The sequence below is a fragment of the Psychrobacillus sp. FSL H8-0510 genome (genome assembly GCF_038008345.1).
GTDB lineage: Bacteria > Bacillota > Bacilli > Bacillales_A > Planococcaceae > Psychrobacillus > Psychrobacillus psychrotolerans.
This window is the reverse complement of sequence record NZ_JBBOYZ010000002.1, coordinates 1-19997: the sequence shown is the minus strand read 5'-3', so window position 1 is coordinate 19997 and position 19997 is coordinate 1. Positions and strand designations below refer to the sequence as shown.

26 protein-coding genes are annotated in these 19997 nt (G+C 36.5%); 1 reads left to right on the top strand and 25 read right to left on the bottom strand.

Going from position 1 to position 19997, the window contains the following annotated elements; all coding sequences use genetic code 11:
* Nucleotides 1-67: 67 nt before the first annotated feature.
* From MHI40_RS19505 to MHI40_RS19470, 8 genes are all read right to left on the bottom strand, one after another.
* On the bottom strand, nucleotides 68-241 hold the full coding sequence (locus tag MHI40_RS19505; protein WP_340764699.1) for a hypothetical protein: 174 nt from the start codon (nucleotides 239-241) through the stop codon (nucleotides 68-70).
* A gap of 260 nt (nucleotides 242-501) precedes the next feature.
* Nucleotides 502-1014 carry a Panacea domain-containing protein gene (locus MHI40_RS19500; RefSeq protein ID WP_340764698.1) on the bottom strand — a complete coding sequence of 171 codons (513 nt, stop codon included), beginning with the start codon at nucleotides 1012-1014 and terminating at the stop codon, nucleotides 502-504.
* A 661-nt stretch (nucleotides 1015-1675) separates the two neighbouring features.
* A complete protein-coding gene (locus tag MHI40_RS19495) occupies nucleotides 1676-1855 on the bottom strand; it encodes a hypothetical protein (RefSeq protein ID WP_340764695.1) in 180 nt (59 codons plus the stop codon).
* A gap of 39 nt (nucleotides 1856-1894) precedes the next feature.
* The gene (locus tag MHI40_RS19490; RefSeq protein ID WP_340764694.1) at nucleotides 1895-2047 is read right to left on the bottom strand and encodes a hypothetical protein; all 153 of its coding nucleotides are present in this window, start codon (nucleotides 2045-2047) and stop codon (nucleotides 1895-1897) included.
* 161 nt (nucleotides 2048-2208) lie between these two features.
* The gene (locus MHI40_RS19485) at nucleotides 2209-2391 is read right to left on the bottom strand and encodes a hypothetical protein (RefSeq protein WP_340764692.1); all 183 of its coding nucleotides are present in this window, start codon (nucleotides 2389-2391) and stop codon (nucleotides 2209-2211) included.
* A 31-nt stretch (nucleotides 2392-2422) separates the two neighbouring features.
* The gene (locus MHI40_RS19480; RefSeq protein WP_340764691.1) at nucleotides 2423-2611 is read right to left on the bottom strand and encodes a hypothetical protein; all 189 of its coding nucleotides are present in this window, start codon (nucleotides 2609-2611) and stop codon (nucleotides 2423-2425) included.
* The gene (locus tag MHI40_RS19475; RefSeq protein WP_340764690.1) at nucleotides 2595-2837 is read right to left on the bottom strand and encodes a hypothetical protein; all 243 of its coding nucleotides are present in this window, start codon (nucleotides 2835-2837) and stop codon (nucleotides 2595-2597) included. Before MHI40_RS19475 ends, MHI40_RS19480 begins: the two co-directional genes overlap by 17 nt.
* Before the next feature lie 21 nt (nucleotides 2838-2858).
* The gene (locus MHI40_RS19470; RefSeq protein WP_340764688.1) at nucleotides 2859-3104 is read right to left on the bottom strand and encodes a hypothetical protein; all 246 of its coding nucleotides are present in this window, start codon (nucleotides 3102-3104) and stop codon (nucleotides 2859-2861) included.
* A 244-nt stretch (nucleotides 3105-3348) separates the two neighbouring features.
* Between MHI40_RS19470 and MHI40_RS19465 the strand changes: the two genes are divergently transcribed.
* Nucleotides 3349-3981, top strand: a complete 633-nt coding sequence (locus MHI40_RS19465) for a hypothetical protein (protein WP_340764686.1) — start codon at nucleotides 3349-3351, stop codon at nucleotides 3979-3981.
* A gap of 116 nt (nucleotides 3982-4097) precedes the next feature.
* On the opposite strand, the gene MHI40_RS19460 is transcribed toward MHI40_RS19465, so the two are convergent.
* The 17 genes from MHI40_RS19460 to MHI40_RS19380 form a co-directional block, all read right to left on the bottom strand.
* On the bottom strand, nucleotides 4098-4517 hold the full coding sequence (locus MHI40_RS19460; protein ID WP_340764684.1) for a hypothetical protein: 420 nt from the start codon (nucleotides 4515-4517) through the stop codon (nucleotides 4098-4100).
* A gap of 24 nt (nucleotides 4518-4541) precedes the next feature.
* Complete coding sequence (locus MHI40_RS19455) at nucleotides 4542-4868, bottom strand: hypothetical protein (RefSeq protein WP_340764682.1); 327 nt, start codon at nucleotides 4866-4868, stop codon at nucleotides 4542-4544.
* 189 nt (nucleotides 4869-5057) lie between these two features.
* Nucleotides 5058-5303, bottom strand: coding sequence for a hypothetical protein (locus MHI40_RS19450; protein WP_340764680.1), 246 nt, complete (start codon nucleotides 5301-5303; stop codon nucleotides 5058-5060).
* Between the two features lie 80 nt (nucleotides 5304-5383).
* On the bottom strand, nucleotides 5384-5803 hold the full coding sequence (locus MHI40_RS19445) for a hypothetical protein (protein ID WP_340764678.1): 420 nt from the start codon (nucleotides 5801-5803) through the stop codon (nucleotides 5384-5386).
* 356 nt (nucleotides 5804-6159) lie between these two features.
* Nucleotides 6160-7137 carry a sigma-70 family RNA polymerase sigma factor gene (locus MHI40_RS19440; RefSeq protein ID WP_340764675.1) on the bottom strand — a complete coding sequence of 326 codons (978 nt, stop codon included), beginning with the start codon at nucleotides 7135-7137 and terminating at the stop codon, nucleotides 6160-6162.
* Nucleotides 7138-7315: 178 nt separating this feature from the next.
* On the bottom strand, nucleotides 7316-7594 hold the full coding sequence (locus MHI40_RS19435) for a hypothetical protein (protein ID WP_340764673.1): 279 nt from the start codon (nucleotides 7592-7594) through the stop codon (nucleotides 7316-7318).
* 56 nt (nucleotides 7595-7650) lie between these two features.
* A complete protein-coding gene (locus MHI40_RS19430; RefSeq protein WP_340764670.1) occupies nucleotides 7651-7887 on the bottom strand; it encodes a hypothetical protein in 237 nt (78 codons plus the stop codon).
* Nucleotides 7888-8022: 135 nt separating this feature from the next.
* Complete coding sequence (locus tag MHI40_RS19425) at nucleotides 8023-8352, bottom strand: hypothetical protein (RefSeq protein WP_340764668.1); 330 nt, start codon at nucleotides 8350-8352, stop codon at nucleotides 8023-8025.
* Nucleotides 8353-8389: 37 nt separating this feature from the next.
* Nucleotides 8390-8788, bottom strand: a complete 399-nt coding sequence (locus tag MHI40_RS19420) for a hypothetical protein (protein WP_340764666.1) — start codon at nucleotides 8786-8788, stop codon at nucleotides 8390-8392.
* A 519-nt stretch (nucleotides 8789-9307) separates the two neighbouring features.
* Nucleotides 9308-11497, bottom strand: coding sequence for an ATP-dependent helicase (locus tag MHI40_RS19415; protein ID WP_340764664.1), 2190 nt, complete (start codon nucleotides 11495-11497; stop codon nucleotides 9308-9310).
* 119 nt (nucleotides 11498-11616) lie between these two features.
* On the bottom strand, nucleotides 11617-13299 hold the full coding sequence (locus MHI40_RS19410) for a hypothetical protein (RefSeq protein WP_340764662.1): 1683 nt from the start codon (nucleotides 13297-13299) through the stop codon (nucleotides 11617-11619).
* Between the two features lie 250 nt (nucleotides 13300-13549).
* The gene (locus tag MHI40_RS19405) at nucleotides 13550-13975 is read right to left on the bottom strand and encodes a hypothetical protein (protein ID WP_340764660.1); all 426 of its coding nucleotides are present in this window, start codon (nucleotides 13973-13975) and stop codon (nucleotides 13550-13552) included.
* A gap of 31 nt (nucleotides 13976-14006) precedes the next feature.
* Nucleotides 14007-14381 carry a hypothetical protein gene (locus MHI40_RS19400; protein ID WP_340764658.1) on the bottom strand — a complete coding sequence of 125 codons (375 nt, stop codon included), beginning with the start codon at nucleotides 14379-14381 and terminating at the stop codon, nucleotides 14007-14009.
* A 67-nt stretch (nucleotides 14382-14448) separates the two neighbouring features.
* Nucleotides 14449-16077, bottom strand: coding sequence for a PcfJ domain-containing protein (locus MHI40_RS19395; RefSeq protein WP_340764655.1), 1629 nt, complete (start codon nucleotides 16075-16077; stop codon nucleotides 14449-14451).
* Between the two features lie 249 nt (nucleotides 16078-16326).
* Nucleotides 16327-16635 carry a hypothetical protein gene (locus MHI40_RS19390; RefSeq protein WP_340764653.1) on the bottom strand — a complete coding sequence of 103 codons (309 nt, stop codon included), beginning with the start codon at nucleotides 16633-16635 and terminating at the stop codon, nucleotides 16327-16329.
* 61 nt (nucleotides 16636-16696) lie between these two features.
* Nucleotides 16697-16954, bottom strand: a complete 258-nt coding sequence (locus MHI40_RS19385) for a BRCT domain-containing protein (RefSeq protein WP_340764651.1) — start codon at nucleotides 16952-16954, stop codon at nucleotides 16697-16699.
* A 123-nt stretch (nucleotides 16955-17077) separates the two neighbouring features.
* A partial coding sequence (locus MHI40_RS19380) for a GA-like domain-containing protein (RefSeq protein WP_445678345.1) occupies nucleotides 17078-19997 on the bottom strand: 2920 nt, incomplete at its 5' end.

Genomic DNA, 19997 nt, shown 5'->3' with positions numbered 1-19997 from the left:
CTCCTTTTTTGGATTCTGTATAGTGAATGGTTAACTCATTTACTGTCGCCGCCCTTCGCTTCATGAGTCAATCGGTCACTATCGCCATTACCTTTTGACTACCTTCATGGTCCATTTCAAAGTAAGCAGTATGAACTTCATTTTTAGTACAGTGATTGGATAAAAACTCAATTAAAGATTCTTTGAAGTTTTCATCAGTACTTTGCAAAACAAATGTGTTTTTAGCATTTTCTAATTCCAATATTGTTCCTCCCTTTTTCGAATTATTTTATTTAAGCTTTAGCTACAGTAATAACTGCTCCTATTTAGTTGATACGTTCCATTCTATGCAGTTGAATTCCTAATCATAAGAAAAGACGTCAATTATGACGTCCGATGGCTGTAGCATAAAAAGAATTTTGTAACTAGATGAAGAAGTCTCTGTAAAATTGTATAGCAATCGCTCCGATGAAGGCTGCTACAAAAGTAATCCACACGATAACCGAAAATACTTCTATAAGCTTATTTGCTTTTTCCATGTTCTTCCCCCAAATACGAAATTTCATTGAAATAGGCATGAATCGAATCTGGTGTAATAAAAACGGTTCCTTTTTCATTTGCTAGTTTCCATGGGTCCTCCAGCAACGTGGCATTAACCAGAGCGAAAACGTTATAATTCCCCAAATCATCCCATACATGTTCAATAATTTTCTTTTCCTCATCTGTTAAGTAGGGTAAATCTACTTCCCCTTCGCTAGAATGTATATCATTCTGGCCATATATACTGAATCTGCGATGGATCCGGGGAATAGATGGTCCATATGGCCAAGCCTCAAAATAGTCCCGAAATAAAGGTTTCTGATTCATATAATAAGAATACCCTTGACAATAGTAGAGGAGCTTTTGCATTTTTACATTTTGCAACGTTCGATAATGACCACTTTTTTCATCCTTATTACACAAATGTACGATGAAACTGGCCACGTCAGCAGCAGTTGTTTTCTTTAATCCTTTTTTATCAAATAACCAACGCACTTTAACTCACCATCCATTCAGAAATTCTCCTGTTTTCTTTTCTAACGTTTATCGTATCTATGGCAAACTTGTACCTGTTTTGCATAATTAAAGTCGTCCACAAAGCATTTTTAAACTTCACTGTTTAGATGTGAACAGAGCCCATACACCCATTTTCCATGTCGCATTCATGTATATTCAAAATGCTTATAACTATCACAAATACTTCCGTCGTTTATTCGCAATTTGAATACCTCCAATAGTAATAGATGACTTACAGCTTGAAGTCAAATTCTTATTCCAGCTCTCGTCTATGCTTTATCCAATCCTCATCTAACCAGTTTTTCTTTATAATCGAGGTGTGTCTCCATCCAAGTATCCTTCTCTTCCCACACCAAGAACACTCTTGAAACCACCAAAGATTTTCTCCTTTGAATAAGTGCACTTTCACATTTTTGTATCAATGAATAAACATAGAATCACTCTTCTTTCTTTCAGGTCTTTACCTTTTAATTTCTGCAAATCCTCCTTATAAGCAGCTGGACTGCTCCTGATTAGTTCATACACTCTATTCTATGCAGTACTATTCCAAACCATAAGAAAAAGACGTCCATAAGGACGCCTAAAGTGAATCATTTGCCGTGAGCAAACAATCTACTATTATTATGTTAAAATTCGTTCATTATTCTCCCAGTTCTTCTGTCAATAATCCATATAGCTCCGTGATCGACATGCGTTTCTCTCCCCAAATACGAATATATTCAATCGACTTGGTTTGATTTTGATAAGATAATTTTGCAATCAGTTCTGGTATTGCCATACGTTTTCTCAATAAGATCGGATCAATTGGTAGTTCATTCATCTAATTCATCTCCCTTGTCATCTCATAGTGAAAATACCTTTATGATTCTCCCAGTTCTTCTATCAATAAACTATAAAGTTTAGTAATTGCCATGCGTTTCTCTCCCCAAATACGAATAAACTCAATCGCCTTAGTCTGATCTTGATAAGATAGTCGAGCAATTAGTTCTGGTATTGCGATAGCCTTTTGCAATATGATCGGATCAATTGGTAAATTTCCTATCTAATTCAACTCCCTTTTTATTTTGTCTTGTCTCTTAGTCTTATTAACTCATATTTAATATATTCTGTACATTTATTAGTGAACAACTGCACCATAAGAAAAGACGTCCATAAGAACGCCTCAAAATTAAATCAGTTCGCTTTATCTAAATAATTAAATTGGTTCGAATTTAAATACTTTGAACTTCCAGATTCTACCCATCCGCCTTCTTTCATTGATTCGGTGAATTCTTCTTTCTTGCAAACTGCCCATGCCCAAAACCTTGCAGGCATTCGGTCATTTCCCTTGCAGATTATTATCTTGTTACCAGTCATATTATCTCCCCTTTTCAACATGGTGTAATATTCACCTAGTATAATGCTCTAAAATAGCTGTACGTTTAATCTGTTGTACAACATCCGTATCCATTCTTCTAGCGAACATTTCGCTCCCGCTTGCCGTTATAACCATTTGCACGTGATTCAATTTTCCATTTTCAATTGTTTGGTAAAGAATTTTGTCACCAACTTGGATATTTTCATGATTTATTTCCATTCAAATCTCCCTTCCTTTTCGCATAATCCGATTCGTTGTAAAAATTTTCTATATACGCATCTTCTTCAAGTTTTCCTTCTTTAAACGACAATCCTAATTCATCATTGCGTACAAATCGTAACATCTCCAAACAATTTTCAATCCGTGTAGGATTAATTCCTTCTATTGCTTGTAAAAACCTTAAGTGGGCAATCTCTTTTAATAGCCTTTTGTTGAAATCCGCCATTTTATCCATCCTTTTCCACTATCAAATTTTTGGGTTCCAAGACATGTCCTTTTGTAAAGACTTAATTTTTTCAAATACTTCCTTATTATTATTTTCTGCCCATTCAGTCAGTTCTGCTAACACCATATGTGCTGGTTTTATGTTGTCATACACAGACACAACAGATGTTAGATTCTGTGTGTGAAGAACATTTTCTGCCGTGAAATGTGCGTCCGTGGCTCCCATTTTTCTCATGGATTTTGTTAAAAACTCAATTGTTTTTCTCAACTTATTTCCTCCTTAGTTGCAGGCTAACTGCTCCTGTTTAATCGATTCACATCATTCTATGCAGATTGCTTCTGAACAATAAGAAAAGACACACAGTAGGACGTCTGAGTTGAAATAATAAGAGGGGTGGTCTAGCCTTTCCTTTCATCCAGAATGGCAGAAACTGCTACTACTCCTTCATCTTTTTATAATTTTGCCGATATTTAAAGAACATTGCGTTAATAAAAAGGAGTACGACAGCCCAATGGCTATATATTTGATTGTAAATATTTATGTTTTCCTAGTAATAGTTAGCTATATAGAAAAAAGAAATGAAGAAGATAGGGTTTGGAACACTGTTTTTAATACCCTTATATTTACCCCTGTCGCATTCTTTTTCGAAGTTTTATTTAGGATTATGCAAGTATCATTTTTTTCCTTAACAAGAATATTTTTACCGATTTCATACGGATTCGTTCTCCTCATTATCTTAATGTTGCTACCTAAACTATTTAATGTGGATAGTTTTGTAAATATAGATATCTTTGGTTATTTAATATTGATAGTTTGGTCCAGTATCTATGCACATGCCACCGTATTCAAAAAGTTATACATAGGGATATTAAAAGTTGTCAAAAAAATATTTAACACACAGTACACGAATGAAGAAATTGATAAAGAAAAAAACAAAGTAGAAAATAACCTACTTAGCCTTCATATGTATATACTCTTATTTATTATTTATTTTACGTTTAATATGCTTAATTTTTCAGGAGCTTTTAAAACCGATACGCTCGACTTCATTAGCGAATCCTTTTTGACATTCGTAATGATTGACACCGTCATCAACCTTCGTAAGAAAATAAATGAAAAGACGCGTTCGGTTAAGGATATCTAATATTCTTCGAATTCTTTCCAAATGAAAAGACGTCTCTAGGGACGTCTAATTTTAGTATTTTTATCTATCAAATGTAATCTTGTTTGAAAACATAATCACTTCAGAATCACAAACTCTCACTTTAGCAGAGATAAATCAAAACCTGATTCAACAAACTGCATACTTAATGTTCTGTTTGTATCTTCTCCAAAGTTTGTATAAAGTTTCCTCATGTCAGATTTCGTTAAGTTTGTTCCCAGCACCTCGTTAAAGCTATTCAGCATTTTCAAACTCCAATACTCATTCAACCCCTTGCTTATGGGTCTTGACATCCAAGCGATCAGCTTACACTTAAATTCTAGTTCATTTTGGACACCAGTCAAGATAAAATATAGATTGTTTTTGGGTTCCAAGATCAATTCATTTTTCAGTGTAATATTAGCATTAGGGAATGCCTTTTTGGTTTTGTTTAGGATTAATTTTAGCCCATCGACATTTTTTTGATTGTTTGTGTAATGCTCAAAGTCTTTTGCTGTGTGTAAAACATGCATCTTCATGACCACAATCTCCATTCCTCCTTATTAACCATTCAGAATTATTTTCATTACCTCATCAATTTGTTCTGCTACATCAGCACACCTTTTAACTTCTTTTGTATTTTTTTGTTTCGCCCAGTCCATCATGTCCTCTTCAAAATACAGCTTTCTTGCTGATAACTGATTATAGATAAGTTCTTTCTGTTCTTCTGTAAATTCCATTTCCTCATTCTCCATTCTTATTTGCAGCAAAGCCGCTCCTATTTTTGTAGTCTTCTCATGATATGCAGTTAGCTTCTGAACCATAAGAAAATGACGACCCGAAGGACGCCAAAAGTAATATACTATTCTATTTTTTGTTATTCTTAACATTATGGATAATGAGAGCAATGAGCACAGTCCACATGAGGGATTGAAAAATTATACTATACCACCCTACCAAAAATTCTCTTGCTAGAACTCCCACTAATATACCAGACAAGATTGATAACAAACGAATCGCTGTCATGATTAATCACTCCTAATTCTTCTGCTGCGACTACGTATGGTCGAACTTTGGGGCTATTCCATTTTCAAACGGTAACTTGGTGCTTCATTTTCTTTTCCTTGTAATGCACGATTTAAAAACTCGTGAATATCATCATCTTCGGTATGCTTCATTGCAAATGCTATTATTTTTTCATAGCGTTCAGCCTTTTCTGTTCGTTTGATAAGCCATTCATAATCCTCATATGGAATTACTGTAATAAAATCATGTTGTTTAGTTGTAACAGCATTATCTTTTACTTTTTGTAATCTATTAGGCATTTATTATCCCTCCTTTTCATTCACCGTATGTGTCTACTGAAACGTTTGGTCTCAATGTGCAATGATCGCACAAAAATCTTTTAACGCCACTCAACCTTAGTTCCATCTGAAAAAATCTTTTTCAAATCAGCCATTGTTGCACAATCTACTCTTCCAGAGTATCCAAAACTAATGTTGTCATCGCACTCTTTAATTAATTCATATATCTGTTTAGCTTGTTTTCTGTCTACCTTTCCACCACCATCGCTCTGAAATAGAAAGTTAGCAACTTCTACTGTTACCATGCCTTTCCCAACATACTCATTAGTAATAGCGTCATATTTTTTGAAATATTCGTTCCTTTCTTCCCCAAACAAAAACATGACTGACTTATCTGAGAGCAACAAGTAATGTCTATGAAACTCTGTACTTACCTTTTCTGCTACCGCTTTCCTAAATCTACCGAAGCCACCATAACCCAAATCACAACTTTGCCTTTTCGAACTTATTGTTATCCCCATAAACTTTGATCCCTCCTGCAATAATGATTCTAAAATCCAGTTAATTATAATTAGTTAATGTTAGCTGCGGACTAATCGCTCCTAAATCTGTAATCTCCTTATGATGTGCATTTGGCTTCTAAAGCATAAGGGCCCTGATGGTCATCTAAAGACATCCACGATAATACTAAATTGAAGCATCACTATTTCTATTTCTCACCCTTTTGCATCCCTTATTAGTCGACTCATCTCATATTATTGACTAGAACTATTCTTTGCCTTCTAATTCATTTTTAGCGATTTCTCCTTGAAAGGATCTTTCTGAATGATTAACAATCTCTTTTAAAGCCTTCTCATTTCAGCAAATACGTATTTTTTCAAGAACTAATCATTTGAGCCTGTTTTAACTTCCTCTTATATACCTTTAGGGTATTTCTATTCGTTCCAGTCATTTCGGCAATTTCAAGAACACTTAAATTCCCTTCTATTAACAACTCTTTTGCACGAAGCACATCACCCATGGGTTTTTTTCCATTAATTTTTATTTTCCCTACTTTATCCTGCTTCTTTTTTTCTTTGACCTCTTTAGGTTTCTTGCTCTTTATCTTCTCTAAAATCTCGGTCTCATGCTGTTGAATAATCTCATTAATTGTCAGCTTATCTATTAACTTTTCTTTATAAAATTCCTCATGCTTTTTTCTAACATTAAAAATTAATATTTTAGATACCGTAGCTTGGTTTATCCCGAGCACTCTACCTATCTCATGTTGACTTTTGCCCAGCATTACTTCTTGCACCACATATTTCTCTCTCGAACTCAGCGTTTTTAAAAACTCTTCTGCAAGCATTTTCGTCTGATCATCATTCTTTCCCAAGAAGTGAAATTCTTCTAAATCAGAGGAATCTATTTCATCCAGAGATTCCAAATACTCATTCTGGTGCAAATGAAGTGCTTCAGCAACTTCTTTTCTATCTCTTGCTAACTTTTTAGTTATTATTTCAATGGATTGAAATTCAAGTTCCTTTTTAAATATTTCTTTACGCAATTCTTTTACAGCCGGTGTGTATCTGAACCCTGGATTCGTACTTCTAAAAAAAGAGTTAACCTCATTTCGTATAGAAGTATATGCATAGGTCGAAAACTTAACTGAGTGGTTATCTCCATCAAAACGGTCAAAGGCATTCAATAATCCAATATTTCCTATTGACACCATATCTTCGTAGTCATATCCTAATCGATATCCCCAATTGAGATCTCGCTTAATAACCAAATGTACAAGCCCTTTATAACGTTCATACATGGTGGTTTTGGTATGCCACTCCTCATTAATCCATTTTTTATTTTCTGATTCCATCTATATCATCGCCCCTCATTAAATTGTCTACAATATTTATATATCGTTTTCTATAGTGTACATTAAAGGGGCATGAAAAACAACTAGCCATATGAATATATTCAAAAAAGACGCCCTATTGGAAGGACGTCTAACACTTTTATGCGGTATTCTTTTGTTTGGTATAGCTTACCTCACTTTATTCACAATAAGGAACAGACACACCGTGTTCTTGAATAAACATTTGTGTAATATTTTGTGAAACACTACTGCCGTTATATTTAGAGTCAGAAAGAATGAAATAACAACCAGTCACCTGATCTTTTATTTTATAAATGGTAGCTTCTCCAATCCCATCTTTACTCACACTTGTAAAGCTTTCTGGTAAACTAGCATGAGTTGTTTCTGATGATCCCTGACACCCTATTAAACCTATTGACACGATAAAAATAATTCCAATAAAAACACGCATCTTCATCAAAATCCTCCACTCCCTAAGTTTGATTTTATATATGAAATGGTAACCTTATTTCCTTAAAACGGATATATAGATGGACCATTGTCGCCATGAGTGATGTACAGCTTCTCTCCGCTAGGCATCTCCAAGTATTCCTCGTCTAGCACTTGTACTTCATCCCCCTCTTCATCTAGCCCCTCTACCACTTCTATTTCCATAAGAAGACCTGTTTGTTCATCAACTTTAGCCTTACTTCGAATCTCATATCCCCCGTCCCATACAGACACATATGTTACCTCAGTCAATTTTTCCATTTATCCATCATCCTCTCTATTATTATCTAAACTGATTTAGCTTCTCCTATTTGTTTGTTCGGATTATGATATGCCTTTCAATTCAAAACGATAACGAAAAAAGAGCAACTAAGGCACCCTTCCTTTACTCTAAATTTATTTTGGTAAAGAACCCGCGTAAAACTCATGAGTCAAGCGTCTTTTAATAGACTGTCTGTGCGATTTATAGATATTTTTCTGAAAAGTTTCCCACTTTGCATGATCGTGAATCCGGATAATACGGTCGTTTTCAAAAGGACTATATCTAGAGGAAAATACTTTTCTTTCTTTGTGAAAAACATGTTCTATGAATGCATATTGATTACCGTTCGGATACCGTTCTTCTATTATCTTCCAATCCTCTAACCACTTTTCCTCCGAAGTTACAGAAGGGAATCCCCATCCCGTTAAACATTCTTTGATTCGACCTGCCGTCAATTTTTCCATATGAACCATTCTCCTTCTTAACGAAATGTTTTTCTATTCAATTTCCTATCGAAGAGATTGCATTATATTTTTTCACTTCCACAAAGGAAGGACTACCTGAATAGTCTTCATGCACTTTCCAGTTGTTCATCCACTCTCTTGCTAATACATCAAACGCATGATTGTTCTCTTTCGTATTGTTTACTGTAAATGTTTTGTGTTTCACTAGGACATGTGAAAATTTAGTATGTGATATTTCATTATCCCAAGTTATATCTGTATAATCAGACCAATAAGTTCCGTTTGCTGTGATTTGATAATTGACGATCTTATTGTCTAATAGAGCAATACTGACAGATACTAAAGATGGATATTCACTTAACGGTTCTCTTTCATTGTTTTCTTTTTCTAATCCCATCAATGAATGTAGGTTTCTCATTATAGTAGCTAATTTCAACTGAACAACTCCCTTAAAAGTTAATTACGTTACCTTAATGTTTTCACCCCGCTCTTTTATAGGTCAACAAAAAAGATTCTTCCGTTTCTATACCGTTTACGAAAACAATTTCGACAGCAGGGTTTGTTACTTTGAATTACTGGTAACTTGTCACTGCATCTAACACGCCTAATCATTCAAAAATCTTAGTTTCCAATGGATTACTCTCTTTTAATATTGGCTCCTTCATAATATCTTCTCTCCTTTCTACCTGCAGCAAGGCGGCTGCTCCTTATTATTCAATTCTTCCCATGATATGCAGTTCGTTTCCAAACAATAAGAAAAGACGCCTCGAAGGACGTCCAATTATTATTTTATCTGGCTCTTATTCTTAAGTCTCTAGCTTCGTTTACCAGTTCAATTTGCTCTTGACCAAGATATGCCGGAGTTTTTATATTATAAGTCAACAGGCTACGAAGGATGTCGGATGTAGTTGTTCTTTTTGCCATAAGAAAAGACGCCCCCGAGGGACGCCGATTTCTACGCCCTTTTTAAATGGGACGTTAGTATTTTCTTTGGACCTGTCTTAAACTTGCAGACAGCTACATCTTTTCCGTGGAACGCAATAATTGTTCCTTCTTTCTGTCCATGTTTAACGGTATCGCCTACGACGAAATCACCTTGATGTAAAGCAATCTTTGTTGACTCTTTTGCTTTGCTTTTCGGACCTGTTACAGCCAAAGATGGTACTGGTTTTATTGGTTTCGACTCCCATGCCGGTGCTGACTTTTTCTCAGGATTGAGAAGTGCATAAACTTCTGACAAGAAACCACTTGGTCGTACAGTGTCTTCAAATCGCTTGGTATAGCTCATCATGGTTAAATTCTTTTTTGCTCGCGTCATCCCGACATAAAACAAGCGTGTTGCCTCTTCCATATCAGAAACATCTCCTTCTGCCTCTTTCTTTTGGTCTGAACGAGATGGAATAATGCCATCGAGCAAGTCAATCATAAATACATCTTCGAATTCCAATCCTTTGGAAGAATGGAAAGTAGTTAATGTTACTGCATCTTTTCCTTTATTAAGCTTTGACTGTTTCATTGTTTCTTGTAAGTGATCCAATCTAGCAATAAAAGATGGTAAATCTTTTTCTTTCTCCGCAATGATTTCACACATTTCCAAAACTCCAAACAATGATTCTTTTTTCATGCCGAGACGATCACACATTAAACTAATATGATGGTCATATGCAATTGCTTTGCTAGTGCGAATCATTCGTATGGCTTTTTTAGGCTTCACAAACTTCAATCTTTTCGTTTCCTTGTGAAGTGTGTCAACAAGATTCCTTTTCCATGCAGGGGCTTTTTTATTTGCCGCCAGTGCTTCCCACAAATCATCCTCTGGACCGTACTCGTCCAGTGCAGTGAAATCATCTTTCGTCATGTACAATTTCGTCTTTCTTGATATAGCCTCAAATACTTTACGATGCTTGACCTTCGTCACGTATGACAATCGGAAAAAGTTCTTGAGGTCCTTTAAGATGAAATGGTTGAAAAATGAATGAGTTGATTCCTTCTGATAAAATGGGATACCTGCCTTCTCCAAAGCATCCACAATTGCTATAGAGCTCTCATTGTTTCTGTATAGAACAGCTGTCTCTTTGAAATTTTTGTTCTGCTTTATGGCTTTCGTCAATTTCTCAATCTGCTCTTCATACGTCAAGGTAACCTCGATTAATGGTTTTTTATTATGCCCATTATTCGTAAACATTTCTTTCGGATAACGCTTGGTATTTCGCTTGATAAATCGATTAGAAACTTCTACGACTTCTTTTGAAGAACGGTAATTCTGCTGCATGAATAAGATAACTGCCCCAGGATATGCTTGTTCAAAAGCTAACAAGTATTCTGGATCTGCTCCACGCCAAGAATAAATTGACTGATCATCGTCCGCGACTACGCATACATTTCGATGAACACTAACTAGGTGTTCTATGATTCTATGTTGAACTAAAGAAGTATCCTGCGATTCATCCGTCATTACATAATCAAATCGAGTTTGATAAGCTGCTCGCAATTCGGCATCTTCTCGAAGTATTCTCTCCGCATGTGTCAACATGTCATCATAATCGAATAACAGCTGGTCTTGGGACGCCTTATACTTCTCGTAAGCCAAATATATATCTTTCGCATGAGCAGGCTCTACCTGGTCTAGTTCTTTTCCGGACAGCATCCTGTTTTTTACAAACGTAATGTATGTCATGATGCCTTCGATTTCTTCATCTGTAGAGTCCTCGCCATTTGCTTTTTCATAAAGTTCCTTAAGGAGATTCCTCTTATTAGGATATCCCTGCACACTCTTCTCGTTTGTCTCAATTAAAATAGCCTTTTGACCTGTCTTCTTAAGATGTGCTCGAAAGATTTCATAAGCGAGACTATGAATTGTCGAGAAATGGATACAACCAAGTGGTTGATTAGAAAAAAACTTTTTGAATCGTTCATCCATGTCTTTTGCTGATTCATTCGAGAAGGTAACTGCTAATATCTTCGATGGATCTATCCCTTTTTCTTCTATCAAATACCCAATCCGCATGATGGTGACCGTTGTTTTCCCTGAACCAGGTGATGCTAGTAGAAGTACAGGTCCTTCCGTTGTCACAACAGCTTCGTGCTGTACATCATTTAGATTTACACCTATTTCCCTATTTTTACGTTTGAAAAAATCATCCATTATCCATTTTCCTCCTTACACATTCACCTTTTTAAATTGACTGTTCGTCTCCTTTCTTTCGTTGTCCGTCTATCTTATGCGATTACAAGTCTTTTCATTAGTACAGAAAAGAGGCTGCCTTAGGCAACCCCTTGTTGGTTCTCTTCCAGTTTACGTAAGTCATGTGTTTTAACTATTGCTCCCGATTCTCCCAAATATTCAAGTATAGACGCTACTCCTTCATCTTGAGGATTAGGTAGCTGATTAAATCTCATTTTTACTTCTTCAATCTCTCTCATTCCTGATGAAAACCGAATACACACATATGGCTCATTGTTTTTGTATCCAGTTACCAGATAACAACTCTTCTTAAAAGCTGATTCTCCATATGATGATATGCAATTTGACATATATGTCCCTACATCTACTAACGAATGTGTATCTGGAGCTGCAGTAAAGTAAATATCTCCATACACTCCTGATAATTTATCCTGTTCTGCTTTCGTATAAACAATCTCCTTGTTTTTCACACGCAGTTTACGGTGGGTAGACGCAAGTAAATCATGCACCTCTATAATAGAATGACCTTCCACCTTTGGCAGTAGCAAATCGGTTTCTTTTACCCCAATCTCTCGAATAATTTGCTTATACATTCCCAAAGAATCATTTACCTCGCGTGCAATAAAATTGATTGAACGAGACTTGCTTAACAGAGTTACTTTTCTATCGAAATCTTCTTGACTACGGAAGAACTGTTTTACAAATCGCATTCTTAACCTTTTTGAATACGACGGTGCTACTAACATCACCTGAGCATTTCTATCCGAATATCTGCTCGATTCTTTTTGTAGCGATTCACATATCGTTCGGAACTGATCCTTATTGGATATCATTGTCAAAATGTCCGTTTCAGTGTCTAAGTTCGTATGATTAACGGACTCCAGTATACTTAGTGACCGTCCTGTCAGAGCTGGAAACAATGCTTGCATCAATTTTATACGATTTCCACCTTCTGCAATATCTCTTTTCTCTTTACTAAACTTAGAGGCAGGAATCAATCTCCCTGTGTTAATCAAGTGTGGGTTTGCTAGCAGTAAAAAACATTGGGCTAGCTTTTCCGATATGTTATTCCAACTGCCCTTTGGAAATGGTGCCAGTTCTTCTAGAGCACGTTCCTTCAGTGCATAGTCTGGTAAAAGACTTGTTAATCTCTCCATCCATTTGCCAAATTCCTGGTGGATATCCTCTTGTTGCAACGTTAAGCTTTTTTGTTTAAGTCTTTTTGCAAATTCTATTAAATGTACCATTGCCTCATATCCTGGTTTCCCTACATACCTTACCTGTTTATTCTTCTGATCACCTTTTACATAATAAGTTTTCCCAGTTGCTAAGTTCGTCGTAATCCTAAATTTTTCACTCGTGCTATAAAGATGTGACGGTTTATACTGATTTGTCACCTTATCCTTGAAGTGTCTCACTTGAAACGAATTAATGATTAACACAAGAGCAAACTTATGGTCGTCGTTAAAGTATTTGATGGATGCTAACGTTTCTATAAAGTTTTGTTGTATATTATTGCATCCACATGCCATACACCCTTTATCCTGAAAGATTTTTATTATTTGATGCTCTTCTTTAGTCAATGTTAACGAAGTGACCGCACCGCAATCACAATAGTTTGTCCCCTTGTTACTCCATTCCTTATTTCTAAAGTGTCCAAAAAGATCGTGGTCATGTAATTTCCCAGGCACATGCTCTACTTCCAGTATTCCAAACAATCCCTTTTTATCTTTTTTTGCCGGTTTTTCTAGTACGAATTCCATTATTTTTCCTCCTTTTTATTTGCGAATATTTCGCTCCTTATTACTCGATTCGACTATTATATGCAGAAACAATACAGAACATAAGAAGAAACATGATTGCCCCTCCTTTTGTCATTTCTAGGTCTTTCTTCATTTTATTTCGTGATTTTAGAACTTTAAAATTTATAGAAAAGTGTCGGATAATCTGTTTTTCTTGTTAGCAACGAGGAAGATTCACCAACTAAAAAAGACGCCGAAGCGTCTCTGTCAATTAATCATCTGTAGTAAGTTCAAAAGATTCCTCTTCAGTTATTATTCCTTTTTCGACTGCTGCTTTTCTTATTGCTTGTTCTAATGAAATATAGACAAAATCTGTTCTCGTAATAATCCAAGCATCGCCTCCGATATAACGGTATCCTTCTTGACCCGCTGCAGTAACGATAATTTTCTCTTCTTGTATCATATGTTTTTGGAGAATACTAACCATTGATTCTTCGACTTCATCAATAATGTCCCCATCTAGGTTATAAATATCTCGACTCACATACATAAAGTGACCACCAAATAGAATGAATTTACCATCCTTTTCTTCTACTCTTAAATCTTCAGTATTAACTTCTTTTATTTCTTTCAAAAAAGCTTCCCTGTCTTTTACTTGGAAGTATGATGTTTTTGACCATATATTTAGATTTGCCATTAAATATCCATCTCCATTTCTATTATTTATCCTATATTAAATTGTTTTCTTTATGTTCTTCCTCTACTTTAGTAATGAAAGCATCCACATTCTGTTTCAAATCATCAAAAGCAACTGCCCATGCGTCAACTTGTTCTGTCTCTTGGTTTCCCTCGAACTCTACAATGCTATTACGTTCTGCCGTTTCCAAGCGAATAAACGCAGTTTCTCCATAAACATCTGTTTCTTCATACGTGAATTTCCCATCAGCAAAACAAAGTGTTTGTGTCGCCATGGAATCTACCTCCACATGAAATTCCTTAAAAAAGTTTTCCAATTGTTCTACCGTTGCCTTCATCAAGACCACTCCTTTTAATAGAATTATTCCTTTTTCAATGACAGTAAAATACTGTTCCTTTTTTGCCATTTGTCTATTCTATTCATTTAAGTCTGCTTTGATAATTAATAACAAAAAAAACACCCGAATGGGTGCCTTATGCGGAAATAGCTACGGTCGTACTTAATAACCGCAAATCATGACAATCAGTGTTGTATCCGGCATTCGTTAAATAATCAAGGTATTCTTTTAATATTACAGCTTCCACATCTTCATTTTGAACTATGCGATTAAATGATTTTTTCACTTGTACTACTTTTCGCATAGCTGGAACTATTTCAATGCAAACGATTGGCTTATCTCCCTCATATGCTGTTGCAATAATAACCTGCTTATTCACAGCCATTTGTCCATAACTTCCTACACAAATATTCATTCTACTGCCAATATCCACTAGTTCATGAGTATCTAATGCGAGACGAATATCCAGATTGCCAATACTTACTTCTAGTTTTTTCTCCGATTCCTTGTACTCGATAACCTTGTTCTCCGTTTGGATTTTCTTTATCATTGAGGACAACCGATCATGTACGTCTTTTAAATTTTCACCTTTTTTAGGAACTAACATTTCTTTACGTTCTTCTTTGTTAAAGCCTTTATATAACATATCGAACATTCTCAATGAGTCTATCAAATTGCTATTAGCGGTGGAATAAGAACGCTCGATGGAGCTTTCCAAAACCCTTTCAAATTGTTCTCTCTTAGCAAACATATAACGAACAAATCTCTCTTTTAAAGTTGGAGAATATTCCATTTTGTAAGTTGGCGTGATTGTCTCTCTCCAGTCATAAGTTTTGTTTTCATTAATGACCACATTCAAAACTCTCTTAAAGATATCTTTGTTGTGGAACATTGTAAGTGTTTCCATGGTTATCATTTTCCCTTGTGAAAGCAATTCGTCTAACTTCTTTATAGATTGTTTTCCACTTCCAGGAAACATCCCTTTTAAAATTCCCTTTTTTCCTTTTGCCTCCTGTAGCATTTTACGCGTACGTTGGCTTTCCGGAATGAACATATATTGTTCTGTATGTTGATGATATTTATTTGCGACAAACGCTAATTTTTTGATGACTAAGTTAAAGTCATCTCCTATAGAGGTGAATTGAACAGGAAGCAAAACTTGTATATAGTCCGACCATTTTTTTAGTTCTTCCTCATTCGAACGTACAAGCATTGACATATATTCAAGTCTAATATTTAAACCTACAGATGCTTGCCCTGCATAGAACACGCGATTTTTTGATACATCTACGAAATAACTCTTACCTGTTTTTTTATTCGTGTTCAGTACGTAGTTATGAAAGATTGCTACTACCCGACTATTTATTGGGTTGATTCCATCATAAGGAGCTTTCACAAAACCATAAAAGTGACCAGTTACTACAAGTCGTACATTTTCTTCGTTGTCATATGCATGAACCCCGTGCGTGATATGAGACATCTCTTCAAAGAAACGACGGTTTCCGCATTCTGGACATTCTGTTTCTTTAATAATGTCATATGCCTCATTCAATTCTCTAATATTCTTCTGAAGCCCTACTTTGGGAATATGGGTCAGCTGAATTTTGTTTACAAGACGGTAAGTAGCTCCGCATCCACAGTAGTACGTGGCTTCTAGTGAACTATACATATCCTCGTTCACATTTTCCCACTGTATATCCCCTCTATATACACCAAAAGAACCTACTTTCTCCTTATCTCTTTTTCTAACAACCGTGTATTCCATTCCATTCTCCTCCTTAAATGAGCTTGTGGCTCTCCTTTTTAATTGATTCTGTACATCTTATGCTCGAACTCTTCTATATATCACTGGATATACTTACAATCTTTTTCTTGGAACAACAAGGAGACATATGCTAAAATAAAGAAGAAGATAGTTTTAATCCAAATGTCTCCATTTTGGGGGCATTACTAGACTTTTATCCTTAAATCAAGAAGAGAGAAGCTATTTGCTCCTCCCTTCTTTTTTTAGTTCTTATTCGTAATGAAATACAACTTCTTCTTTATCGAGCTTGATGACTCGTTTATCCACTAAACTCTCCAACGGTTCACCTTCCCGTAACATCGTAATTAATGTATCTTTGTCGATATCCTCCAATTGCCACTCTATATACGCTGCTTCGTTTGGAAATAACACCAGATTTCCCTCTTTTAGCTCTACTTTCGCTTTTTCTAAGCTCCAGTTGTACTTTTTCGCCATTACTTCCAATTCTTCTTCTTTTAAATCCCATATTGTCCGTAAAGCAGATTCATTTTTCAAGACCTCTTCTGTTCTTTGTTCCATCAATAAATCACTCCTTTTTAATATTAGTATTCAATTCTTTATCTAAATAATATTGATTAAATTACCAGTATTGTCCCATCATCTGTTGATAGTCTCCCTCACTGAGAATCGTTATGCCCATTTCTAATGCCGATTTATGCTTCACAGTACCGAACACTGCTGGTCCCATAATTAAATAATCGGTATTTCTATTTACCTTATTGTTCACAATGCCACCAAGCGATTGGATTTCTTCTTCAAAGTACATACGTTGTCGAGAAAGCTTTCCGGTAATCACAAAGACCTTTCCTGCAATTAACGAGCTGTCATTTCTACTCATACAATTTCCTCCTTAATGGATGAACAAGTCATCTCCTTTTTGTGTAATCACTTATCTTATGCAGTAGGAGTAGACTTCATAATGAAAAAGACCACTCCTGGAGGAATGGTCAAAGTGTGTTGTTTAGTTCATAACCGCATCGAGTCTTGCTTGAAGTTCCGTTCTTTCTTTGCTATTAGGAAGTTTATTGATAGCCTCCTGTGCACGCGTGAAGTACGGGTCACGCTTGTAGCGTTCTGCGAAAGTAACTTGTTGCTCGGCAGCCTTTAGAAGTGCTGGATCCACGACTGGTGCTTCAGGTCCCGTAGCGATTGCATCTTCAACCGATTGGATCCTTGCTTCAAGAGCCGTTTTATCTGGACCATCTTTCAGCTTGGAAACCTTCTCCTTAGCATCTGTTAGGTATGGTTCTCGCTGATGCAATTCCGCAAGTACTACAAGCGATGTTGCTTCCGTCAGAAGTGCTTTTTCTGCTTCAATCTCTATTGCGTCTTTGACTGCTTGTAAACGTCCCATAAGCTGAGTCTTCTTCAGACCATCTTTGAGTTTATTCACACTTACGTAAGCCTCTGTGAGATATGGTTCGCGTTTAGTTGTTTCAGCCGAAACCACTTTACTTTCCGCTTCCAGCGTAAGTTTTAGCTCTGTGATTCTTTCCGCAAGCTCGGTTTTCTTCAGACCGTCTGGTAACAGCAGAATTGCTTTTTCCGCAAGCGAAATATTGTAGTTCGTTTGCATGCGTTCAGCCTGTTCCACTGAGCTAATTGCTTTTTGAACCAATTCAATATTTGTGATTCTGTCGATTAATTTATTTTTTTCTATACTGTCTGGAAGCAGAGAAACAAGCTCTTTTGCTGAATCAACTTCTGCTTTTGTAGAGTTATCATCTAAATTATCCACAGCTTCTTTCGCATTTTTCAAAAGTACCTCTTCGTTGTTTGCCTTTTCTACTACTGCTATTCTGTCGAGCAGCTCAGTCTTCACTTGACTATTTGGCAACGCCTCTGTAAAATGACGTGCTGTTTGTATATCCACATCCAGTTTTGTTTCTTCAGCCTTGATAACAGCTGCTGTTGCTAGTGCGATTCGTTCAGCCAAAGCTTTCGCATCTTCGATTGCTTTTTGAACGACATCCAATCGATTATTCAGGTTGGTTTTCTCGGTACCATCAGGAAGGTTGTTCACTAGTGAACGGGATGCATTAACATCTGCTTGTGTTTTAGAATCTTCTGCTTTTGTTACCGATGCAGTTGCTGTTACAATCTTCTCAGCAAGTGTAATTTCCGCTTGTACAGTATCTAAACGATTTGTCAGATTCGTTTTATCTGTTCCAGTAGGAAGTGCATTTACAAGGGTTTTAGCTGAATTTACATCTGCTTGTAACTTCGAACCTTCTGCTTTTAAGACTGCTGTAGTAGCAACTGCGATTTGAGTAGCTAATGCTTTCGCATCGTCAATTGCTTTTTGCACGACATTCAAGCGATTTGTTAAGTTCGTTTTCTCCGTACCTGTTGGTAGAGAATTGACGAGTAAAAGAGATGCGTCTAGGTCGGCTTGCAACTTAGATCCTTCTGCTTTCACGACAGAAGTTGTTGCTGTAGCTATTTTATCCGCAAGTGTAATTGCCCCTTGCACAGTGTCTAAGCGAGTTGTTAAGTTTGTCTTCTCTGCTCCCGTTGGCAATGCATTAACAAGCGTACGTGCCGCAGTTACATCAGCTTGTAGTTTAGATCCTTCCGCTTTTACTACTGATGCCGTTGCTGTTGCAATTTGTTCTGATAAAGCTTTTGCGTCATCAATTGCTTTTTGTGCTGTATCCAGGCGAGTTGTTAAGTTCGTTTTCTCTATTCCAGTCGGTAACGCACTAACTAGTGATCGTGCAACTGTCACATCTACTTGGAGCTTAGATCCTTCCGCTTTTACTACTGATGCCGTTGCTGTTGCAATTTGTTCTGCTAAAGCTTTTGCGTCATCAATTGCTTTTTGTACTGTATCCAAGCGAGTGATTAAGCTATTTTTTTCCTTGCTTGATTTTAATGCACTTACTAGCGTACGTGCAGCTGTTAAATCTGCTTGCAGTTTAGATTTCTCCGCTTTCACAACTGAAGATGTTGCTACAGTTAAGTTAGCAAGGTCAATTTCTGATTGTGTAACATCTATTCGAGAAGAAAGCCTATTCCGGTCTGTTTCTTTGGCCAATTCATTCACAAGTAAGCGAGCATTGTTCACATTAACTTGTTGTTTTGTACTTTCCGCCAGTTCAACCGCTTTTGTTGCTTCTTCTAATTGATACTCATATGCAATGGCGTCTGAAAGATTTTCTTCTGTATCATTTTTCAAATCTGACTCTGGTAATTGTTCAACTAGGTCAGTAACACCAGCAAGTTCACCACTCTCAATCTTTTCCCATATTGTTTCAAGGAGTTCAATGATGTCTAGTACATCTTGTACATATTGGGCAACATTTGCACGGTGTGCCCCATTTAACAGAGTTGTCGAATCATCAAAGATGCTATTCAGTGCATCTCTCATTGCTAGTACATCTTCTTTCGTTCCTTCTCCAGTGAGCAAGTAATCTTTCATATTTGCAAGCTCAGTCATCATATCGGTATACACCCCATTGGATGCATCGATCTCTGTTTGCACGGTATTCAAACGATTCGTCAAGTTGGTTTTCTCCGTACTAGCCGACAAAGCGTTGACTAGTGAACGAGAATCGTCTACATCCACTTGTTGTTTCGTTCCTTCTGCTTTGATTACCGATGTCGTAGCTGTTGCAATCTGCTTCGCTAAATCAATAGCTTCTTGAACTGTATATAAACGAGCTGTTAAGTTCGTTTTTTCTGTGCTAGTAGGCAATGCATTTACGAGCGTAAGTGCCGATGTCACGTCTACTTGCATCATTGAACTTTCTGCTTTCAATACGGATGCCGTTGCTGTTGCAATTTGGTTGGCTAATGCTTGTCCATCGTCAATTGCTTTTTGTACTACGTTCAACCGATTCGTCAAGCTAGTCTTTTCGGTGCCAGTTGGAAGTGCGTTC